The sequence below is a fragment of the Escherichia sp. MOD1-EC6842 genome (assembly GCF_002965705.1).
GTDB classification, from domain to species: domain Bacteria; phylum Pseudomonadota; class Gammaproteobacteria; order Enterobacterales; family Enterobacteriaceae; genus Escherichia; species Escherichia ruysiae.
On sequence record NZ_PTRF01000001.1, the window covers coordinates 188,212 to 207,552 of the forward strand.

Genomic DNA, 19,341 nt, shown 5'->3' on the forward strand with positions numbered 1-19,341 from the left:
AAAAAATGCGTTTCAGTACTCAAATGATGTACCAGCAGAACATGCGCGGTATCACCAGTTCTCAGGCGGAATGGATGAAGTACGGCGAACAGATGTCGACGGGTAAGCGAGTCGTTAACCCTTCAGATGATCCCATTGCTGCATCACAAGCCGTAGTGCTCTCACAAGCGCAGGCGCAAAACAGCCAGTACACGCTGGCGCGTACTTTCGCGACTCAAAAAGTGTCACTGGAAGAGAGTGTGCTTAGCCAGGTGACCACTGCTATCCAGAATGCTCAGGAGAAAATTGTCTATGCCAGCAACGGCACCTTGAGTGACGATGACCGGGCATCGCTGGCAACGGATATTCAGGGGCTCCGTGACCAGTTGTTGAATCTGGCGAATACCACTGACGGTAACGGGCGCTACATTTTTGCGGGTTATAAAACAGAAACCGCGCCGTTTAGCGAAGAGAAAGGTAAATATGTCGGCGGAACAGAAAGTATTAAGCAACAGGTCGATGCTTCGCGTTCGATGGTGATAGGGCATACCGGCGACAAAATTTTTAATAGCATTACCAGTAATGCAGTAGCGGAACCAGACGGTAGCGATTCTGAAACCAATCTTTTTGCCATGCTGGATAGCGCCATCGCTGCGCTTAAAACACCGGTTGCGGATAGTGAAGCGGATCAAGAAACCTCCGCTGCGGCGTTAGATAAAACCAACCGTGGCCTGAAAAACTCGCTGAATAATGTGCTCACCGTACGCGCGGAATTAGGTACGCAGCTGAACGAGCTGGAGTCGCTGGATTCTTTAGGTAGCGATCGCGCTTTAGGCCAAACGCAGCAGATGAGTGATTTGGTTGATGTGGACTGGAACGCGACTATTTCGTCTTACATCATGCAGCAAACAGCATTGCAGGCGTCGTACAAAGCGTTTACTGATATGCAGGGGTTATCGCTTTTCCAGCTCAACAAATAAGCACTTTTTCAAACATATCATGAAACTGGGTATGTTTTGTCTGCCTGCTCTGGGATCGCCGGGGCGGGCATTTTTTTTGCCTGATTTGAGTAGTTGGCTAGCAAGAATGCCATTTGATGAATTTGAATATGTTGATTCAAAGATGAAATAAAAAGCCCCGGCGGTTGCCAGGGCTTGATTACTTTGAGCTAATGATTACTCAACAGGTTGCGGACGCGCAGGAGCGGCAGAGGCATGATGCGTTGCCGTATGACCACCTGCGGCACCTTTACCTTCGAAGGCAAAAGTAGGGCGCTGCCAGTCACTGTGACGCGGTGCTTCCGGAACATATTCCGGTGCCGGAGCGCGTGTCATCGGTGCGGTAGCGTGGTTATGCTCAACGGTAATCTCAGGTTCAACAGCGGCTACCGTTTCAACTTCTGCTGCGACTTCAGCGACCACAGGTGCGGCAGGTTGAGCGACAACTTCAGGTTCGGCAACTACAACCTCGGCAGTTTCGGCAACTTCTTCAATATCTGCCGTCTCTTCCTGCGGTTCAACTACCGGTTCCGCGTGTTCTGCAACGTCCTGCGCTACAGCAACATCAGCCTCGGCAATCACCTGTGGCTGTTCAGTTACCGCTGCGGCAATCACTTCAGGATGCGTCGTTTCAACCACTTCCGGTTGCGCTTGTGCAACCGGAACCGGTGCTTCTATAGTTTCGGTCACTTCTTCAATAACCGGCGCGGCAACGACAGGTTCGACAGCGGCGGCGACAGGGACTTCAGTCACCATCGGCTGCATCTGTACTTCTTCCTGTTCGCGTTGCTCTTCAACCTGTACATCTTGCGGACGTACAACCGGATAGCGGATCCAGACTTTGCCAGAGGCCAGTTCCGGAGACGCACACGCTACGGTTAACGGCATTGGTGACTGAACCGGATAACGCTCGTCACGATAGCGACGACGACGCTGACCACTCACGCGCAGATGGCGAGGCGAGCGACGAGAACGGCGCGGCATACCGCCGTTGTCACGGTTATCGACATTGTTCTCTTCTTGTTGTTCCGGCGCAGTTTGTGCAACGACTGGCAATGGTACTTTCACCAGTTCAGTACGTTGGGCAGACGCTTCCTGCATAACAGGTTCGGCGGCGACGGTTTCTTCAACCACCGGAGCGGCTACCACTTCTTCCGCAACGCTTTGCTCGTAACGCACTTTTTGATTTAGCTGGCGCTGTTTACGACGCGGTTGAACCGGACGTACACGCTCCTCCTGTTCAGTTTCCTGAACAGATTGCTCCTCAACATTCAGTGCCTTCGCTTCTTGTTGTACCTGACGTTTATCATCGTTGCGGCGACGACTACGCTCACGACGCGGTGTTTGCTGCTCGTCGGTGGTACGCGCTTTTTCTGTTACATCAGCCTGCTGACGGCTCTCACGCGTCTCGGCAGTTTGCTGCTGTGACTGGCGACGATTACGACGGTTTTCTTCGCGATTATCGCTACCCTCTGTACGTTCGCTACGCGTGTCGCGGCGTTCATTACGGTCACGGCGATTGTTCTGACGAGGCTTACGGCGATCCTGTTGACGTTCCGGTTTCGTTTCTGCTTTTGGTGCAGGTTGCTCGGTTGGTTTGGTTTCTTCACCACCGCTGAACAGCGATTTCAGGGCGCTGAAGAGACGGCTTAACAGGCCTGGTTGTGCAGGAGCAGCAGGTGTTGTCGGCGCGGCTTTAGGCGCTGTGGCTGCCGCAGGCGTTACAGGTTCTGCCGGGGCTGGAGCTGGTGGCACATCCGGCATGGCAAAAGTCGCCAGTGCAGGTTGTTCCGGACGTTTACGCTCCGCAAACTCTTCTTCTGACGGCAGCGCCATTGCTTCTTCATGCAGCTTCGGCAGCATGTAGCTTAAGGTCGGCGTCTCTTCCCCTTTACGCACGCGCAGTACGTGGTAGTGCGGGGTTTCCATCTGATCGTTTGGTACAATCACACAGCGCACGCCGTCCTGACGGGTTTCAATTGCATTTACCGCAGAACGTTTTTCGTTCAGCAGGTAAGAGGCAATAGGGACAGGAACAATGGCGTGGACTTCCTGGGTGTTCTCTTTCAGGGCTTCTTCTTCAATCAAACGCAGAATAGAGAGCGACAGGGATTCATTATCACGCACGGTGCCAGTACCGGAGCAACGCGGGCAGACGTGATGGCTGGATTCACCCAGCGACGGGCTCAGGCGCTGACGGGACATCTCGAGCAGGCCAAAGCGAGAAATATGGCTGATTTGAATACGCGCACGATCTTGACGTACCGCTTCACGCAGACGGTTTTCCACCGCGCGCTGATGGCGTACAGGCGTCATGTCGATGAAGTCGATAACAATCAGACCGCCGAGGTCACGCAGGCGTAGCTGACGAGCAATCTCATCGGCTGCTTCCAGGTTAGTGTTAAATGCAGTTTCTTCGATATCGCCGCCGCGAGTTGCACGCGCGGAGTTGATGTCGATGGCGGTTAACGCTTCGGTGCTGTCGATAACAATGGAGCCACCAGACGGCAGACGGACTTCACGCTGGAAGGCGGACTCGATCTGCGATTCGATCTGGTAGTGGCTGAACAGGGGAATTTCACCCGTGTACAGTTTGATTTTGCTGCTGAAATCCGGGCGACCCAACGCGGCGATATGCTGACGCGCCAGTTCGAGTACTTTCGGATTATCGATAAGGATTTCGCCGATGTCCTGGCGTAAGTAATCGCGGAATGCACGAACGATAACATTGCTCTCCTGATGGATCAGGAACGGAGCAGGGCGGCTTTCAGCGGCTTTTTTGATGGCTTCCCAGTGTTTCAGGCGGAAGCTTAAATCCCATTGCAGCGCCTCAGCAGATTTGCCGACGCCAGCGGTGCGCACGATAAGCCCCATGCCTTCCGGCAGTTCAAGGCTCGCCAGTGCTTCTTTTAATTCGGTACGGTCGTCGCCTTCGATACGGCGAGAAATACCACCCGCGCGCGGGTTGTTCGGCATCAGAACCAGATAGCTACCCGCCAGACTGATAAAAGTGGTTAATGCCGCACCTTTGTTGCCGCGCTCTTCTTTATCGATCTGAACAATAACTTCCTGACCTTCGCGCAACACATCTTTAATGTTAGGACGGCCATGAGCACTGTAATTAGCAGGGAAATATTCGCGGGCAATTTCTTTTAGTGGGAGGAAACCGTGACGTTCAGCGCCGTAATCAACAAAAGCAGCTTCCAGACTCGGTTCAATGCGGGTGATTTTACCTTTGTAGATGTTCGCCTTTTTCTGTTCATGCCCTGGACTTTCGATATCCAGATCATACAGACGCTGCCCATCTACAAGGGCAACGCGCAACTCTTCCTGCTGAGTTGCGTTGATTAACATTCTTTTCATCGTAACTTACTCATTATTCTTACATTGACGACTAAGCTGCGGGCAAAGTAACGCCTTTCCGGGTGTGAACCGATGGCCTCGTGTCTAGTCGCGTCGCCAACCTCACGGTTATCGTCAGCTCAAAGAGGCGCAGAGTGTCGGTTGCCCGTTTTTCATGCGGAAAAACAGCGCAATTATCAGAGAAACAGACTGGGTATTACTCTCCAGAAATATTTCCATCTACCGGTAAGGACTGCAACCCGCAGCCCGCTAACTGCCTGAAAGATCAATACGTCTTACGCCATTGCTGCGTTGATGATCGGTCGGGCAAAATGGGGTATTCCGTAAAATTTCTTGTTTTAACAAGGTTGGACACGGAAACGTTCTCATTATTCCACTGCAAGCCTTGTTATAGCAAGATGACTTTTACCATTTATCACCCACTTACTCACAGTTTTTTCACTTCTTACTGGCGATTGGTTTAATAACCATCAATTAAGTGATTGCACTGGGAAGTAATAAGGTGCAGAACTAAATATAAGCATAGAAAAATGAGTGGCGCGAATCCTGTTGGCTATTTAGAATCGCCCACCATGAAAACAGAGACTCCATCCGTAAAAATCGTTGCTATTACCGCTGATGAAGCGGGGCAACGTATCGACAACTTTTTGCGCACCCAATTGAAAGGCGTACCAAAAAGTATGATTTACCGTATTTTGCGTAAAGGCGAAGTGCGGGTGAACAAAAAACGTATTAAGCCTGAATATAAACTCGAAGCCGGTGATGAAGTGCGTATTCCGCCGGTTCGCGTTGCTGAACGGGAAGAAGAGGCCGTTTCGCCGCATCTGCAAAAAGTGGCGGCGCTGGCGGACGTCATCTTATATGAAGATGATCATATCCTGGTGCTGAATAAACCCTCAGGTACGGCGGTGCATGGCGGCAGTGGTTTAAGCTTCGGCGTTATTGAAGGGCTGAGGGCGTTGCGCCCGGAAGCGCGATTCCTTGAACTGGTGCATCGACTCGACCGGGACACTTCAGGTGTATTGCTGGTAGCGAAAAAACGTTCGGCGTTACGTTCTCTGCATGAGCAATTACGTGAAAAAGGGATGCAAAAAGATTATCTGGCGCTGGTGCGCGGTCAGTGGCAGTCACACGTGAAGAGTGTCCAGGCTCCGCTGCTGAAGAATATTCTGCAAAGCGGCGAACGTATCGTGCGTGTCAGTCAGGAAGGCAAACCGTCGGAAACACGCTTTAAAGTGGAAGAACGCTATGCATTTGCCACCCTGGTGCGTTGTAGCCCGGTAACAGGGCGTACTCATCAGATCCGTGTGCATACACAGTATGCGGGTCATCCGATTGCCTTTGATGATCGTTACGGCGATCGTGAGTTTGATCAACAGCTCACTGAGACCGGAACGGGGCTGAGACGTTTGTTCCTGCATGCGGCAGCGTTGAAGTTTACCCATCCGGGAACGGGTGAGGTGATGCGTATCGAAGCGCCGATGGATGATGGCCTGAAGCGTTGTTTGCAGAAACTGCGTAATGCGCGTTAATACAAGCATATAAGCCAGATATAATGGGCGGTAGGCCTGATACTGCATCAGGCCGCCAGCACCGATTGCCGGATGCGACGTAACCGCATCCGGCGCAAACAACTATCCCATCAGCGGGTTTTTCCCTTCCCGACGTAACATCTGACACAGAGCGATTAGCGGTAAACCAACCAGCGTGTTAGGGTCACGCCCCTCTAAACGCTCAAACAGCGTAATGCCAAATCCTTCACTCTTAAAGCTACCCGCGCAGTGCAGGGGATGCTCCTTACGCACGTAATTATCAATCTCCGCCTCGCTTAAGTGGCGGAAATGAACGTCAAAAGGTTCCACTTCCGTTTGCAGATGCCCGTTCGCCGAATTAAATAGCGCCAGCCCAGTATAGAAGGTGACAATATTGCCGCTGGCTTTGCGTAATTGCAGACGCGCATTTTCTTCCGTTAACGGTTTACCGGTGATTTCCCCATCAAGAACACACACCTGGTCTGAACCAATAATTAAATGAGAGGGATAACGTGACGCTAAGGATTGCGCTTTTTCTTGCGCCAGCCGGAGCACCAGCTGGCGCGGTGATTCATCGCTATGCGGGGTTTCGTCGACCTCCGGGGCGGCACATTCGAAAGAGATTTGTAGTTTTTCAAGTAGGGCGCGGCGCCAGGGCGAAGTGGAGGCTAAAATAAGTTTAGACATATTTTTTTCCATCAGATATAGCGTATTGATGATAGCCATTTTAAACTATGCGCTTCGTTTTGCAGGTTGATGTTCGTTATCAGCACTGAACGAAAATAAAGCAGTAACCCGCAATGTGTGCGAATTATTGGCAAAAGGCAACCACAGGCTGCCTTTTTCTTTGACTCTATGACGTTACAAAGTTAATATGCGCGCCCTATGCAAAAGGTAAAATTACCCCTGACTCTCGATCCGGTTCGTACGGCTCAAAAACGCCTTGATTACCAGGGTATCTATACTCCTGATCAGGTTGAGCGCGTCGCCGAATCCGTAGTCAGTGTGGACAGTGATGTGGAATGCTCCATGTCGTTCGCTATCGATAACCAACGTCTCGCAGTGTTAAACGGCGATGCGAAGGTGACGGTAACGCTCGAGTGTCAGCGTTGCGGGAAGCCGTTTACTCATCAGGTCTACACAACGTACTGTTTTAGTCCTGTGCGTTCAGACGAACAGGCTGAAGCACTGCCGGAAGCGTATGAACCGATTGAGGTTAACGAATTCGGTGAAATCGATCTGCTTGCAATGGTTGAAGATGAAATCATCCTCGCCTTGCCGGTAGTTCCGGTGCATGATTCTGAACACTGTGAAGTGTCCGAAGCGGACATGGTCTTTGGTGAACTGCCTGAAGAAGCGCAAAAGCCAAACCCATTTGCCGTATTAGCCAGCTTAAAGCGTAAGTAATTGGTGCTCCCCGTTGGATCGGGGATAAACCGTAATTGAGGAGTAAGGTCCATGGCCGTACAACAGAATAAACCAACCCGTTCCAAACGTGGCATGCGTCGTTCCCATGACGCGCTGACCGCAGTCACCAGCCTGTCTGTAGACAAAACTTCTGGTGAAAAACACCTGCGTCACCACATCACTGCCGACGGTTACTACCGTGGCCGCAAGGTCATCGCTAAGTAATCACGCATCTGCGTGATGAAGCTTAGTGAGGATTTTCCCCAGGCAACTGGGGAAAGACCAAACCGGGCGGCGACGATACCTTGACACGTCTAACCCTGGCGTTAGATGTCATGGGGGGCGATTTTGGCCCTTCTGTGACAGTGCCTGCAGCTTTGCAGGCACTGAACTCTAATTCGCAACTCACTCTTCTTTTAGTCGGTAATCCCGACGCCATCACGCCATTACTTGCTAAAGCTGACTTCGAACAACGTTCTCGTTTGCAGATTATTCCTGCGCAGTCAGTTATCGCCAGTGATGCCCGGCCTTCGCAAGCTATCCGCGCCAGTCGCGGTAGCTCAATGCGCGTGGCGCTGGAACTGGTGAAAGAAGGTCGAGCGCAAGCCTGTGTCAGTGCTGGCAATACCGGGGCGCTGATGGGGCTGGCTAAATTATTACTCAAGCCCCTGGAGGGGATTGAGCGCCCGGCGTTGGTGACGGTGTTACCGCATCAACAAAAGGGCAAAACGGTGGTTCTCGATTTAGGAGCCAACGTCGATTGTGACAGCACAATGTTGGTGCAATTTGCCATTATGGGCTCAGTTTTGGCTGAAGAGGTGGTGGGAATTCCCAATCCTCGCGTGGCGTTGCTCAATATTGGTGAAGAAGAAGTAAAGGGTCTCGACAGTATTCGGGATGCCTCAGCGGTGCTTAAAACAATCCCTTCTATCAACTATATCGGCTATCTTGAAGCCAATGAGTTATTAACTGGCAAGACAGATGTGCTGGTCTGTGACGGCTTTACAGGAAATGTCACATTAAAGACGATGGAAGGTGTTGTCAGGATGTTCCTTTCTCTGCTGAAATCTCAGGGAGAAGGGAAAAAACGGTCGTGGTGGCTACTGTTATTAAAGCGTTGGCTACAAAAGAGCCTGACGAGGCGATTCAGTCACCTCAACCCCGACCAGTATAACGGCGCCTGTCTGTTAGGATTGCGCGGCACGGTGATAAAAAGTCATGGTGCAGCCAATCAGCGAGCTTTTGCGGTCGCGATTGAACAGGCAGTGCAGGCGGTGCAGCGACAAGTTCCTCAGCGAATTGCCGCTCGCCTGGAATCTGTATACCCAGCTGGTTTTGAGCTGTTGGACGGTGGCAAAAGCGGATCTCTGCGGTAGCAGGACGCTGCCAGCGAACTCGCAGTTTGCAAGTGACGGTATATAACCGAAAAGTGACTGAGCGTACATGTATACGAAGATTATTGGTACTGGCAGCTATCTGCCCGAACAAGTGCGGACAAACGCCGATCTGGAAAAAATGGTGGATACCTCTGACGAGTGGATTGTCACTCGTACAGGCATCCGCGAACGCCACATTGCCGCGCCAAACGAAACCGTTTCAACCATGGGTTTTGAAGCGGCGACACGCGCAATTGAGATGGCTGGCATCGATAAAGACCAGATTGGGCTGATCGTTGTGGCAACGACTTCTGCTACGCACGCTTTTCCGAGCGCAGCATGTCAGATTCAAAGCATGTTGGGCATTAAAGGTTGCCCGGCGTTTGACGTTGCCGCAGCATGTGCAGGTTTCACCTACGCGTTGAGCGTAGCCGATCAATACGTGAAATCTGGTGCGGTGAAGTATGCTCTGGTTGTCGGTTCCGATGTACTGGCGCGCACCTGCGATCCAACAGATCGCGGGACCATTATCATTTTTGGCGATGGCGCGGGCGCTGCAGTGCTGGCTGCCTCTGAAGAGCCAGGAATTATCTCAACGCATCTTCATGCTGATGGCAGCTATGGTGAATTGCTGACGTTGCCTAATGCCGACCGTGTGAATCCAGAAAATTCAATTCATCTGACCATGGCGGGCAACGAAGTCTTCAAGGTTGCAGTAACCGAGTTGGCGCACATCGTTGATGAGACGCTGGCGGCGAATAATCTTGATCGTTCCCAACTGGACTGGCTGGTTCCGCATCAGGCGAACCTGCGTATTATCAGCGCAACGGCGAAAAAACTCGGCATGTCGATGGACAATGTCGTGGTGACGCTGGATCGCCACGGTAATACTTCTGCCGCTTCTGTCCCGTGCGCGCTGGATGAAGCTGTACGCGACGGGCGCATTAAGCCTGGGCAGTTGGTTCTGCTTGAAGCCTTTGGCGGTGGGTTCACCTGGGGCTCCGCGCTGGTTCGTTTCTAGGATAAGGATTTAAAGATGACGCAATTTGCATTTGTGTTCCCTGGACAGGGCTCTCAAACCGTTGGAATGCTGGCTGATATGGCGGCGAGCTATCCCATTGTCGAAGAAACGTTTGCTGAAGCTTCTGCGGCGCTGGGCTACGACTTGTGGGCACTGACCCAGCAGGGACCTGCCGAAGAATTGAATAAAACCTGGCAAACCCAACCAGCACTGTTGACGGCATCTGTTGCGCTGTACCGTGTGTGGCAGCAGCAGGGCGGTAAAGCACCGGCGATGATGGCCGGTCACAGCCTGGGTGAATACTCCGCGCTGGTTTGCGCTGGTGTGATTGATTTTGCTGATGCGGTGCGTCTGGTTGAGATGCGTGGCAAGTTCATGCAGGAAGCTGTACCGGAAGGGACAGGTGCAATGGCGGCAATTATCGGTCTTGATGATGCGTCTATTGCTAAAGCGTGTGAAGAAGCTGCAGAAGGTCAGGTCGTTTCTCCGGTAAACTTTAACTCTCCGGGGCAGGTCGTTATTGCCGGTCATAAAGAAGCGGTTGAGCGTGCAGGCGCTGCCTGTAAAGCTGCGGGCGCAAAACGTGCGCTGCCGTTGCCTGTAAGCGTACCGTCACACTGTGCGCTGATGAAACCGGCTGCCGATAAATTGGCTGTTGAATTGGCGAAAATCACCTTCAATACCCCAACCGTTACGGTTGTGAATAACGTTGATGTGAAATGCGAAACTAATGGCGATGCTATCCGTGATGCGCTGGTACGTCAGCTGTATAATCCGGTTCAGTGGACGAAATCTGTTGAATACATGGCAGCGCAAGGCGTTGAACATCTTTATGAAGTCGGCCCGGGCAAAGTGCTTACTGGCCTGACGAAACGCATTGTCGACACCCTGACCGCCTCGGCGCTGAACGAACCTTCAGCGATGGCAGCGGCGCTCGAGCTTTAAAAGAGGAAAAATATGAATTTTGAAGGAAAAATCGCACTGGTAACCGGTGCAAGCCGTGGGATTGGCCGCGCAATTGCTGAAACGCTCGCAGCTCGTGGCGCGAAAGTTATCGGTACTGCGACCAGTGAAAGCGGCGCTCAGGCGATCAGCGATTATTTAGGTGATAACGGTAAAGGTCTGATGTTGAATGTGACCGACCCGGCATCTATCGAATCTGTTCTGGAAAAAATTCGCGCAGAATTTGGTGAAGTCGATATCCTGGTCAATAATGCCGGTATCACTCGTGATAACCTGTTAATGCGAATGAAAGATGATGAGTGGAACGATATTATCGAAACCAACCTTTCATCTGTTTTCCGTCTGTCAAAAGCGGTAATGCGCGCTATGATGAAAAAGCGTCATGGTCGTATTATCACTATCGGTTCTGTGGTTGGTACCATGGGAAATGGCGGTCAGGCCAACTACGCTGCGGCGAAAGCGGGCTTGATCGGCTTCAGTAAATCCCTGGCGCGCGAAGTTGCGTCACGTGGTATTACTGTAAACGTTGTTGCTCCGGGCTTTATTGAAACGGACATGACACGTGCGCTGAGCGATGACCAGCGTGCGGGTATCCTGGCGCAGGTTCCTGCGGGTCGCCTCGGCGGCGCACAGGAAATCGCCAACGCGGTTGCATTCCTGGCATCCGACGAAGCAGCTTACATCACGGGTGAAACTTTGCATGTGAACGGCGGGATGTACATGGTCTGACCGCGATTTGCACAAAATGCTCATGTTGCGCGCAGTCTGCGTGGTTATGAGTAATAATTAGTGCAAAATGATTTGCGTTGTTGGGGGGTATGGCCTCAAAATAACGTAAAATCGTGGTAAGACCTGCCGGGATTTAGTTGCAAATTTTTCAACATTTTATACACTACGAAAACCATCGCGAAAGCGAGTTTTGATAGGAAATTTAAGAGTATGAGCACTATCGAAGAACGCGTTAAGAAAATTATCGGCGAACAGCTGGGCGTTAAGCAGGAAGAAGTTACCAACAATGCTTCTTTCGTTGAAGACCTGGGCGCGGATTCTCTTGACACCGTTGAGCTGGTAATGGCTCTGGAAGAAGAGTTTGATACTGAGATTCCGGACGAAGAAGCTGAGAAAATCACCACCGTTCAGGCTGCCATTGATTACATCAACGGCCACCAGGCGTAAGTGAACATCTCCAGGCGGTCGTTCGACCGCCTGAGTTTTATCTTTTTGTCCCACTAGAATCATTTTTTTTCCCTCCCTGGAGGACAAACGTGTCTAAGCGTCGTGTAGTTGTGACCGGACTGGGCATGTTGTCTCCTGTCGGCAATACCGTAGAGTCTACCTGGAAAGCTCTGCTTGCCGGTCAGAGTGGCATCAGCCTAATCGACCATTTCGATACTAGCGCCTATGCAACGAAATTTGCTGGCTTAGTAAAGGATTTTAACTGTGAGGACATTATCTCGCGCAAAGAACAGCGCAAGATGGATGCCTTCATTCAATATGGAATTGTCGCTGGCGTTCAGGCCATGCAGGATTCTGGCCTTGAAATAACGGAAGAGAACGCAACCCGCATTGGTGCCGCAATTGGCTCCGGGATTGGCGGCCTCGGACTGATCGAAGAAAACCACACATCTCTGATGAACGGTGGTCCACGTAAGATCAGCCCATTCTTCGTTCCGTCAACGATTGTGAACATGGTGGCAGGTCATCTGACTATCATGTATGGCCTGCGTGGCCCAAGCATCTCTATCGCGACCGCCTGTACTTCCGGCGTGCACAACATTGGTCATGCTGCGCGTATTATCGCGTATGGCGATGCTGACGTGATGGTTGCAGGTGGCGCAGAGAAAGCCAGTACGCCGCTGGGCGTTGGCGGTTTCGGCGCGGCACGTGCATTATCTACCCGCAATGATAACCCGCAAGCGGCTAGCCGCCCGTGGGATAAAGAGCGTGATGGTTTCGTTCTGGGCGATGGTGCCGGTATGCTGGTGCTCGAAGAGTACGAACACGCGAAAAAACGCGGTGCGAAAATTTACGCTGAACTCGTCGGCTTTGGTATGAGCAGCGATGCCTATCATATGACGTCGCCGCCGGAAAATGGCGCAGGCGCAGCTCTGGCAATGGCAAATGCTCTGCGTGATGCAGGTATTGAAGCGAGCCAGATTGGCTACGTTAACGCGCACGGTACTTCAACGCCTGCTGGCGATAAAGCCGAAGCACAGGCAGTGAAAACCATCTTCGGTGAAGCTGCAAGCCGTGTGCTGGTAAGCTCCACGAAATCCATGACCGGTCACCTGTTAGGTGCGGCGGGTGCGGTAGAGTCTATCTACTCCATCCTGGCGCTGCGCGATCAGGCTGTTCCACCGACCATCAACCTGGATAACCCGGATGAAGGTTGCGATCTGGATTTCGTACCGCACGAAGCGCGTCAGGTCAGCGGAATGGAGTATACCCTGTGTAACTCCTTCGGCTTTGGAGGTACTAACGGTTCGTTGATCTTTAAACGCGTTTAATCCTTAAGTAGATAGTTAAAAAGCGAAACACAATGTGTTTCGCTTTTTTTACGTCAACTTATTGATAAGTAAACGTAAACTGCACAACAGTATGGAATTCACCTGCCGTGACCGTACCGGTAGGTGTATACATCCGTGCAGCAAGTGGGAAGGTCGCTTTTCTACTGGCCTTGTCGACGTTTACCGTCATTTTACCATCCGGGCTTATTTCCGTTATGTGGTCATCCGTCATAATCTGCAGCGCCATCCCGGTGGCATCCCCAAGTGTATTCGCGAACTTCGTCTGGTCAACAAGATCGCTTTCCCCGGTAAACAACGCTGTAACACTGCTTGTTGATGCAGGGCAAGAAGATAAATTCAGACTAAAGTTCTGCCACTCACTGGTATGGCCGACCGTGTCGTAATTAACGGCTCGCGCCTGCTCAAAGCTGACAGTTTGATCCTTCGTTTGTGTATCTATGACGCATGCTGATGCTACCACCGTGCCATTAATGTTAATATCAGCCGCTTGGGCAGAGTGAAATGCACATAAAGGCCAGAGCGTTACCAGTAAGGTAAAAATTGTGGCACTTCGTTGAGTAATCATGGCGCTAGCACCTGTTACTGATAAGTAAATGTTGCCTGAACCAGGCCGGTGATTGAACCAGGCATCACATTTCCTTTCGATACAGCCCGCGTACGAAGCTGAAGGTCATAGGCGTGAGAACCAGGAATAGGGGTATTATTGATTGATGAACCATTACCCAACGTTGTAGAACCATCCTGCGTAGTGAGCTCAAGAGAGAGATTAGTTGCTGAACCAGTATTGGCGTAGTTTGTGGCAATATCACCGTCCGGCGTACCAGAGAAAGCGACGCTAAAGCTGGAGGTTGAGAGTGGGCAATTGGTTAATTGCAAAGAGAAGTCTTTCCAGGTGGATGCGCTTCCCGCAGCCGAAAGAGAATCCGCCTGAATATTATCGCCAATATTTACATTCACGGCACTATTCCCACCATTAACGACGCACGGAGATGCCAGTACTAATCCATTAATATTGATATCTACCGCATTAACGGAGGAAGCCCCCAGAAGACTGCTGGCGATAACAAATATTATAAACTTACGCTTCCATATTATATTCATCATTTTTCCTTAATTATATTGTACAGTAAATTGCAATGCGGATTTTACCTGGCCGGTGGTTATGTTATTAACATCGTCAATGTAATAAGCTACTTTATATTCGGGTATTGTATAATCACCTGAGCCGATATAATTCAATGCAAAGTTATTGTTAAACTGATCGAATCCGCTTCCATCGGGGTTTTGAAATTGCACATATACGCCTTGCGCATAGCCGGTTCCGGTCTCACCGTTCATCACGCCATCCACCGAGCCGTGAGTGCCGTATAAGGCGCTAAATTTGTAAGAGATACCCGTAATTGCGCCCGGACAATTTGTTAATGTTATCGTAGGTATTGGCGTAGCCAGTTGTGCCCCACTGACTGCATTACCGCCATAAAGTGTTGTAAGATTCACTTCTTTTGGGGCATTTATCGTGCATGGCGTCATGGTAGGCTGCGAAGAAACTCCCGAGCGTGCAAGAAATGATTTATCCGAATAAGTGCTTCCCGGCGGGTTGTGATAATTTAATGTGACGTCAGGAACAGCGACAAGAGGTCCTGGCGGTATCTGCTCTGTAAGACGAACTAATTCATACTTGATGTGTATGTAACCACTCTTGCTTAAACCTTCCGGGAAAGTCAGCGTGTGAGGTGCTGCTTTCGCCAAATTTGGTGTGGTATCTGTTGGGGTTGAAAAATTGAGTTGATATGCAATGCCAATACCTGGATTGCTAGTTTGATATATGGTTGCTCCGTCGCCCGTTGTTCCGACCACCGTCCCATTTACTGTAAGATCGGCATATGCACTGCCAGAACCTCCGGACGCGATATTGATCCAATAAAATTTATTCCAGTCATCAAACCAGGTTGTTCCACCTACACTCGTTGGTATGCTCCACGTTGAAAAATCATGAGGGTAAGTGACTACCTGTGCAGTATCAGTCTGAAATTGCGATGCTGTTGTTGTTAACGGCAGTGATGCAATGCCTGAGATAAGAAAGATGATTACCCTTTGTTTATTCATAGCATTGTTTCCTCTTTTCTGGCTCAATTTATTCGCACCTTCCATGGCTCTCTAATACACTATTTGTCGATTGCTGTTGAGTGACGTTGAATTCAACCCGGCAATTTTGGTGCGCATCGTTTCCCCATTTAACAGCGAGTACACCACTGTCTGGCATACCTGTCATATAGACTTGTCCGTTATCGCCGACGATAAAGCTGTTTGCATTTTCACTGTTAAGCAGGGTGACAATGGCTCCGAAAGGTATTGCTTCTCCCGATGGTTTATCCAGCATCATTAATACACGATTACCTACGCGAATATTAAAGTTTGCTCGCGCGATAGCGCCACGTGTCGGCGTTACTGTACGTGAGGAGAGCTCAACATCTGCATTTTCAGGTAATGCTTCAGTGTTAAGTGAAATAGTGTTTTCACGATAGGGGCTGATATAAGGAACGATCGTGTAGCCACGAAAGTCGGTGTTTACACCGGTCTGGTTACTGATATTTACACCGCTGGCACCTGGCGCTTCAACCAGTGCAGTGGTTTCTCCCAGGGACTGGCTTAGTGTGATGCCATTGGCATGAACAACAATACCCCCATCAATACCATAGTTCACCCGGTGCTGGTTCTGGTCATAACTGTACGCAGCATTGACGCGACCATAGGTTCCCTGATAGTCCAGGCTGGCATAACCGCCATTACCTACACCGTGATCCGTTTCACTTTCCTGAATATTCCAGTTGAGGTTCTGATCGTCAAGCGCAGAACCATTCAGGCCTACAGAATGACTGGTATCGCCGTGTTTACTGGTATTCAGACTGTAGCTCGCCCAACTGTTATTCAACCAGCGATTTAATGGAATATTGATATTAAATGAGAAAATCTGATCGCTATTGTAGTACTTATTACGCGTTGTATTATTGTCGCGGTAATTACTATTGTCGTTGGTATTACGGTTATAACTGTAATTCAGGCTGTAAGTCATGCCGCTCCAGCTATTACTGTAGCCAACGCCAACAGAACGCATTTGTCGATCGCTGTTCCAATAATCTTCGCTAATGGCATTAAGCGATACTGAACCAGCATTCTGTCCAAGATTTTGGTTAAGCAGGAACTCCGCTCGGTTACGCCGCCGTTCTGGCATGTTTTGATTATTTTCACGCCAGGTGTCGAGCGTTTCTTGCAGTGAATAATAACCCGATGTGGAATAGCGATAGCCCGCGATAGAAACATTAGTCCCGGTGGCGAGAATGTTTTTACTATAGCGTACCCGTACTGACTGACCGCTGGTTTTCTCTTGTTCCTGCTGTTGGGACCAGGCCTGGGCGGTATCGATAGATAAGGCGCCCATTTCACCCAAGTTTTTACCCATACCGAAAATTAATGATTGATAATGTTGCGAGAATTGCCCACCGCCATATAAGGTAAATCCAACGGGCAGGCCATATATGGCAGTTGCTTGCGTGAAATACTCTTTATCAACACGACTGTCATAAGAGCGGTATTTTCCGCTGGTCACGCTATATTTCAGGCGGCCTTCACGTTGCAACACGGGGAGCGATGCAAAGGGAACAACCTGGTGCTGTTCACTGCCATCCGCTTCTTTGACCGTTACGTCCAGATCGCCGCTACTTCCGGTCGGATACATATCCGTGATTTCAAATGCGCCTGGCGAAACATAAGTTTGATAAATGGTATAACCATTTTGTTTAACAATAACCTGCGCATTGGTTCTGGCGATTCCGCGTACAACAGGTGCATAACCACGCATACTGTCAGGTAACATATCGTCATCAGAAGCTAGCTGCACACCGCGAAACGGAACGCTATCAAACATATCTGACGGAGAAGAGCTTTCTCCAAGCGTGAGCTGGCTCTTGAGCGAAATGATATTTCGCTGGGCATAGGTATACAGAGAATCCCAGTTGTTCTGGGTATCACTACCAAAAGTGTTACGACTCCAGGTACTGTAATTACGTAAGCGCCATGGCCCGATATTTAATCCAGGAAGGAGATTAAGATAATAGCTGTCAGAATCAGATGAATTGCTATCACGCGATTTTGTATTAGCACCGGTGAAATTGTAGTTCAGCAGTAACGCATTTATTCCTTCATCCAGATTTTCAGGCGCCACGTATCCACGCGGTTTCGCTTCGACTGCCGCTTGAGGTATTTCCACCATTAGCTGCTGACGGTTAAAAATGAGTTTTGCCGAGGCCATCGGAATTGCCGCGAGATTGGCGCAGCCTTCATTATTGATCAGTTGCGGGAATAACTCGGTACGAACACCAAATTGCTTTAATTTTTCCACCGATATGCATGGTTGCAATATGTTCTGACCCTGAAGGTCTTTCTGCATACTGAAAGTAATATCGTGTGTACCCAGCGACATTTTGTTTAGGTAAACGTCAACACGATAGGTTCCAGGAATCTGACCGACACCCTCTTCAAAAGCGCTAAGATCTGAAATACCTGAGCCAGGGCCGTCGATTCCCAGTAATGCGGGGTTAAAATATTCGCGTGCATATGCCGATGAGGCGAGAGACAGGGCGCATTGCAGAGCAACGAAACAGGCAATTTTGTTCCGTATCATTTTCTTTTTATTGATTCTTGAACTCATTACACATCCTTATGCAGTTAAATGACGTCTTACAAAGAAGCGTTGTGTACGTCGCCTGCTGCACCGTAATCACTGATGATTGTCCAGCTTACATTTCCTGTTGTGTTGGCTGGAATTTGAAATGTCGCACTACTCATAGGAGCAACATATGTGGCATCAGGTAATGCTTTTCCGCCAATCTTGACCTGACTGAAGTTCATATAGTAAGCAGTTGGGTTGGTGACAGTGATTTGCTGTCCGCTACGTCGCCAGGTCAAATTTTTCACGACTTGTTCTGGTAATGTGGACGAAATCTCATGTGGTCGATAAATCAATTTAATTCGCGTTTTAATGGCAATTTGCAAGGTGTTGACATTTTCCTGCTTTTCAGTTGCAGGTATCGTTTTAATATTCATCCAGTACATCGTTTCGCGATCTGTCGGCAGATTGCCGCCAGCGCGAATAATGCGCAACGCATTTTCTTCAGTGGCGCCCAGGCGGAACAGAGGGGGGGTAATAATAAAAGGGGCTTTGGCGTTGGTTTGCGGATCTCCATCGACCCATGATTGAATAAGGTAGGAGGATTTATCCGGATTTTTCAGGTGCAGAGACGTTTCTTTTTTATCGCCGTTATAAATAACTCGTGTTCCTCCAACAATGACACCCGCCTGTGCAACAGAGTTGGATAATAACAATGCAGTAGCAAGAAAATAAGTCGATAATTTCATCTCAAAAACCTTTAAAAGGTAAAACCGAGTAACTCGGTTTTACCTGACGTAATTATATTAAAATCAGGCGTATCTTAGTTATACGCTAACGTAAAGTTCACAGTACCATTTGCACTACCAACCGCTATGGTATCTTCTGTAGCGATATAACGTGCAAAGAAGTCCAGGTTAGTGTCGCCAGTGCTATTGAGAGCCGTGCTATCGGATTCAGTACCGAGAGGCAGCACGCTACCGGAAGAATTCATGAGCTGAATTGCAACACCTTTTGCTACACCGGTTGTACCGTAATCAGTAACTTGTAAAGCATCCTGGTTGATCTGATCCGGAGTACCATCGTATTTAACAGCAACATTTTTGAGCTCATTCGGGCAATTTTTTAATACCAGTGTAAATTTGGTATTTGCAGCAGTAGTCCCAGCCGTAGCGTTAAAAGCTGTTTTAGCAATTGTGCCTAATTTCACTGTCATTGGAGATGACAGCGTACTGTTAACTTCACAGCCTGATTCAATGATATCTCCAATAAAATTTATTTTACCATCATCTGCAGAGGCGACAGAGCTAAGACCAGCGGTTGTTACTAAAACCAGAGCGGCTAGTTTGAATTTCATTTACATTATCCTTGAGATTGCAGCAAATATGCTTACTTTGACAGTACTAAGGCACTGCCATCACTCCAGTGAATTTTAAATTCCTCAGGAAAAAATATAATATTAAAGCACGAAACGTTAAACACCTTATTTTTACTTAAATATGTTTTTA

Annotated in this window: 18 protein-coding genes; 10 read left to right on the forward strand and 8 right to left on the reverse strand. The window is 49.6% G+C overall.

Annotated features, from left to right (window positions below; genetic code table 11):
* Positions 1–5: 5 nt before the first annotated feature.
* Complete coding sequence (gene flgL / locus A7Z29_RS01005; protein ID WP_001212795.1) at positions 6–959, forward strand: flagellar hook-associated protein FlgL; 954 nt, start codon at positions 6–8, stop codon at positions 957–959.
* Positions 960–1,154: 195 nt separating this feature from the next.
* Here the strand turns inward: flgL and rne are convergent, their stop codons facing one another.
* Positions 1,155–4,340 carry a ribonuclease E gene (gene rne / locus A7Z29_RS01010; protein ID WP_085460620.1) on the reverse strand — a complete coding sequence of 1,062 codons (3,186 nt, stop codon included), beginning with the start codon at positions 4,338–4,340 and terminating at the stop codon, positions 1,155–1,157.
* 572 nt (positions 4,341–4,912) lie between these two features.
* Between rne and rluC the strand changes: the two genes are divergently transcribed.
* Positions 4,913–5,872 carry a 23S rRNA pseudouridine(955/2504/2580) synthase RluC gene (gene rluC, locus A7Z29_RS01020; protein ID WP_024165114.1) on the forward strand — a complete coding sequence of 320 codons (960 nt, stop codon included), beginning with the start codon at positions 4,913–4,915 and terminating at the stop codon, positions 5,870–5,872.
* Between the two features lie 102 nt (positions 5,873–5,974).
* On the opposite strand, the gene yceF is transcribed toward rluC, so the two are convergent.
* On the reverse strand, positions 5,975–6,559 hold the full coding sequence (gene yceF, locus A7Z29_RS01025) for a 7-methyl-GTP pyrophosphatase (RefSeq protein WP_010345602.1): 585 nt from the start codon (positions 6,557–6,559) through the stop codon (positions 5,975–5,977).
* Between the two features lie 198 nt (positions 6,560–6,757).
* Here yceF and yceD point away from each other — a divergent pair, with 198 nt between their 5' ends.
* The 8 genes from yceD (at position 6,758) to fabF (ending at position 13,146) form a co-directional block, all read left to right on the forward strand.
* Positions 6,758–7,279 (forward strand): 23S rRNA accumulation protein YceD, encoded by a 522-nt coding sequence (yceD, locus tag A7Z29_RS01030; protein ID WP_001174481.1) that lies wholly within the window; start codon positions 6,758–6,760, stop codon positions 7,277–7,279.
* A gap of 51 nt (positions 7,280–7,330) precedes the next feature.
* Complete coding sequence (gene rpmF / locus A7Z29_RS01035; RefSeq protein ID WP_000290727.1) at positions 7,331–7,504, forward strand: 50S ribosomal protein L32; 174 nt, start codon at positions 7,331–7,333, stop codon at positions 7,502–7,504.
* Between the two features lie 80 nt (positions 7,505–7,584).
* A complete protein-coding gene (gene plsX / locus A7Z29_RS01040; protein WP_085460621.1) occupies positions 7,585–8,655 on the forward strand; it encodes a phosphate acyltransferase PlsX in 1,071 nt (356 codons plus the stop codon).
* Between the two features lie 67 nt (positions 8,656–8,722).
* The gene (fabH, locus tag A7Z29_RS01045; RefSeq protein ID WP_000288127.1) at positions 8,723–9,676 is read left to right on the forward strand and encodes a beta-ketoacyl-ACP synthase III; all 954 of its coding nucleotides are present in this window, start codon (positions 8,723–8,725) and stop codon (positions 9,674–9,676) included.
* 15 nt (positions 9,677–9,691) lie between these two features.
* Positions 9,692–10,621, forward strand: a complete 930-nt coding sequence (fabD, locus tag A7Z29_RS01050; RefSeq protein ID WP_105289689.1) for an ACP S-malonyltransferase — start codon at positions 9,692–9,694, stop codon at positions 10,619–10,621.
* 12 nt (positions 10,622–10,633) lie between these two features.
* Complete coding sequence (gene fabG, locus A7Z29_RS01055) at positions 10,634–11,368, forward strand: 3-oxoacyl-ACP reductase FabG (protein ID WP_001008544.1); 735 nt, start codon at positions 10,634–10,636, stop codon at positions 11,366–11,368.
* A 210-nt stretch (positions 11,369–11,578) separates the two neighbouring features.
* The gene (gene acpP, locus A7Z29_RS01060) at positions 11,579–11,815 is read left to right on the forward strand and encodes an acyl carrier protein (RefSeq protein WP_000103754.1); all 237 of its coding nucleotides are present in this window, start codon (positions 11,579–11,581) and stop codon (positions 11,813–11,815) included.
* An 89-nt stretch (positions 11,816–11,904) separates the two neighbouring features.
* Positions 11,905–13,146: a beta-ketoacyl-ACP synthase II gene (gene fabF, locus A7Z29_RS01065; protein WP_000044680.1), complete on the forward strand. Its 1,242-nt coding sequence runs from the start codon at positions 11,905–11,907 to the stop codon at positions 13,144–13,146.
* Positions 13,147–13,204: 58 nt separating this feature from the next.
* Here fabF and A7Z29_RS01070 read toward each other — a convergent pair whose 3' ends face one another.
* From A7Z29_RS01070 to A7Z29_RS01095, 6 genes are all read right to left on the reverse strand, one after another.
* On the reverse strand, positions 13,205–13,732 hold the full coding sequence (locus tag A7Z29_RS01070; RefSeq protein ID WP_000632672.1) for a fimbrial protein: 528 nt from the start codon (positions 13,730–13,732) through the stop codon (positions 13,205–13,207).
* Positions 13,733–13,746: 14 nt separating this feature from the next.
* The gene (locus A7Z29_RS01075; protein ID WP_001021712.1) at positions 13,747–14,268 is read right to left on the reverse strand and encodes a fimbrial protein; all 522 of its coding nucleotides are present in this window, start codon (positions 14,266–14,268) and stop codon (positions 13,747–13,749) included.
* A gap of 9 nt (positions 14,269–14,277) precedes the next feature.
* Positions 14,278–15,273, reverse strand: coding sequence for a fimbrial protein (locus tag A7Z29_RS01080; RefSeq protein WP_001041735.1), 996 nt, complete (start codon positions 15,271–15,273; stop codon positions 14,278–14,280).
* Positions 15,274–15,301: 28 nt separating this feature from the next.
* Positions 15,302–17,875, reverse strand: coding sequence for a fimbria/pilus outer membrane usher protein (locus A7Z29_RS01085; protein ID WP_105289690.1), 2,574 nt, complete (start codon positions 17,873–17,875; stop codon positions 15,302–15,304).
* Positions 17,876–17,904: 29 nt separating this feature from the next.
* A complete protein-coding gene (locus A7Z29_RS01090) occupies positions 17,905–18,582 on the reverse strand; it encodes a fimbria/pilus periplasmic chaperone (protein WP_000778187.1) in 678 nt (225 codons plus the stop codon).
* Positions 18,583–18,656: 74 nt separating this feature from the next.
* Entirely contained in the window at positions 18,657–19,190 is a 534-nt protein-coding gene (locus A7Z29_RS01095) for a fimbrial protein (RefSeq protein WP_000669543.1), read from the reverse strand.
* Positions 19,191–19,341 lie beyond the last annotated feature (151 nt).

Coding starts and splice junctions, on each gene's coding strand:
- acpP (WP_000103754.1), top strand. CDS start 11,579: ATGAGCACTATCGAAGAACGCGTTAAGAAAATTATCGGCGAACAGCTG.
- rluC (WP_024165114.1), top strand. CDS start 4,913: ATGAAAACAGAGACTCCATCCGTAAAAATCGTTGCTATTACCGCTGAT.
- rpmF (WP_000290727.1), top strand. CDS start 7,331: ATGGCCGTACAACAGAATAAACCAACCCGTTCCAAACGTGGCATGCGT.
- flgL (WP_001212795.1), top strand. CDS start 6: ATGCGTTTCAGTACTCAAATGATGTACCAGCAGAACATGCGCGGTATC.
- fabD (WP_105289689.1), top strand. CDS start 9,692: ATGACGCAATTTGCATTTGTGTTCCCTGGACAGGGCTCTCAAACCGTT.
- yceD (WP_001174481.1), top strand. CDS start 6,758: ATGCAAAAGGTAAAATTACCCCTGACTCTCGATCCGGTTCGTACGGCT.
- A7Z29_RS01090 (WP_000778187.1), bottom strand. CDS start 18,582: ATGAAATTATCGACTTATTTTCTTGCTACTGCATTGTTATTATCCAAC.
- fabH (WP_000288127.1), top strand. CDS start 8,723: ATGTATACGAAGATTATTGGTACTGGCAGCTATCTGCCCGAACAAGTG.
- A7Z29_RS01095 (WP_000669543.1), bottom strand. CDS start 19,190: ATGAAATTCAAACTAGCCGCTCTGGTTTTAGTAACAACCGCTGGTCTT.
- A7Z29_RS01080 (WP_001041735.1), bottom strand. CDS start 15,273: ATGAATAAACAAAGGGTAATCATCTTTCTTATCTCAGGCATTGCATCA.
- rne (WP_085460620.1), bottom strand. CDS start 4,340: ATGAAAAGAATGTTAATCAACGCAACTCAGCAGGAAGAGTTGCGCGTT.
- A7Z29_RS01070 (WP_000632672.1), bottom strand. CDS start 13,732: ATGATTACTCAACGAAGTGCCACAATTTTTACCTTACTGGTAACGCTC.
- A7Z29_RS01085 (WP_105289690.1), bottom strand. CDS start 17,875: ATGAGTTCAAGAATCAATAAAAAGAAAATGATACGGAACAAAATTGCC.
- yceF (WP_010345602.1), bottom strand. CDS start 6,559: ATGTCTAAACTTATTTTAGCCTCCACTTCGCCCTGGCGCCGCGCCCTA.
- fabG (WP_001008544.1), top strand. CDS start 10,634: ATGAATTTTGAAGGAAAAATCGCACTGGTAACCGGTGCAAGCCGTGGG.
- A7Z29_RS01075 (WP_001021712.1), bottom strand. CDS start 14,268: ATGAATATAATATGGAAGCGTAAGTTTATAATATTTGTTATCGCCAGC.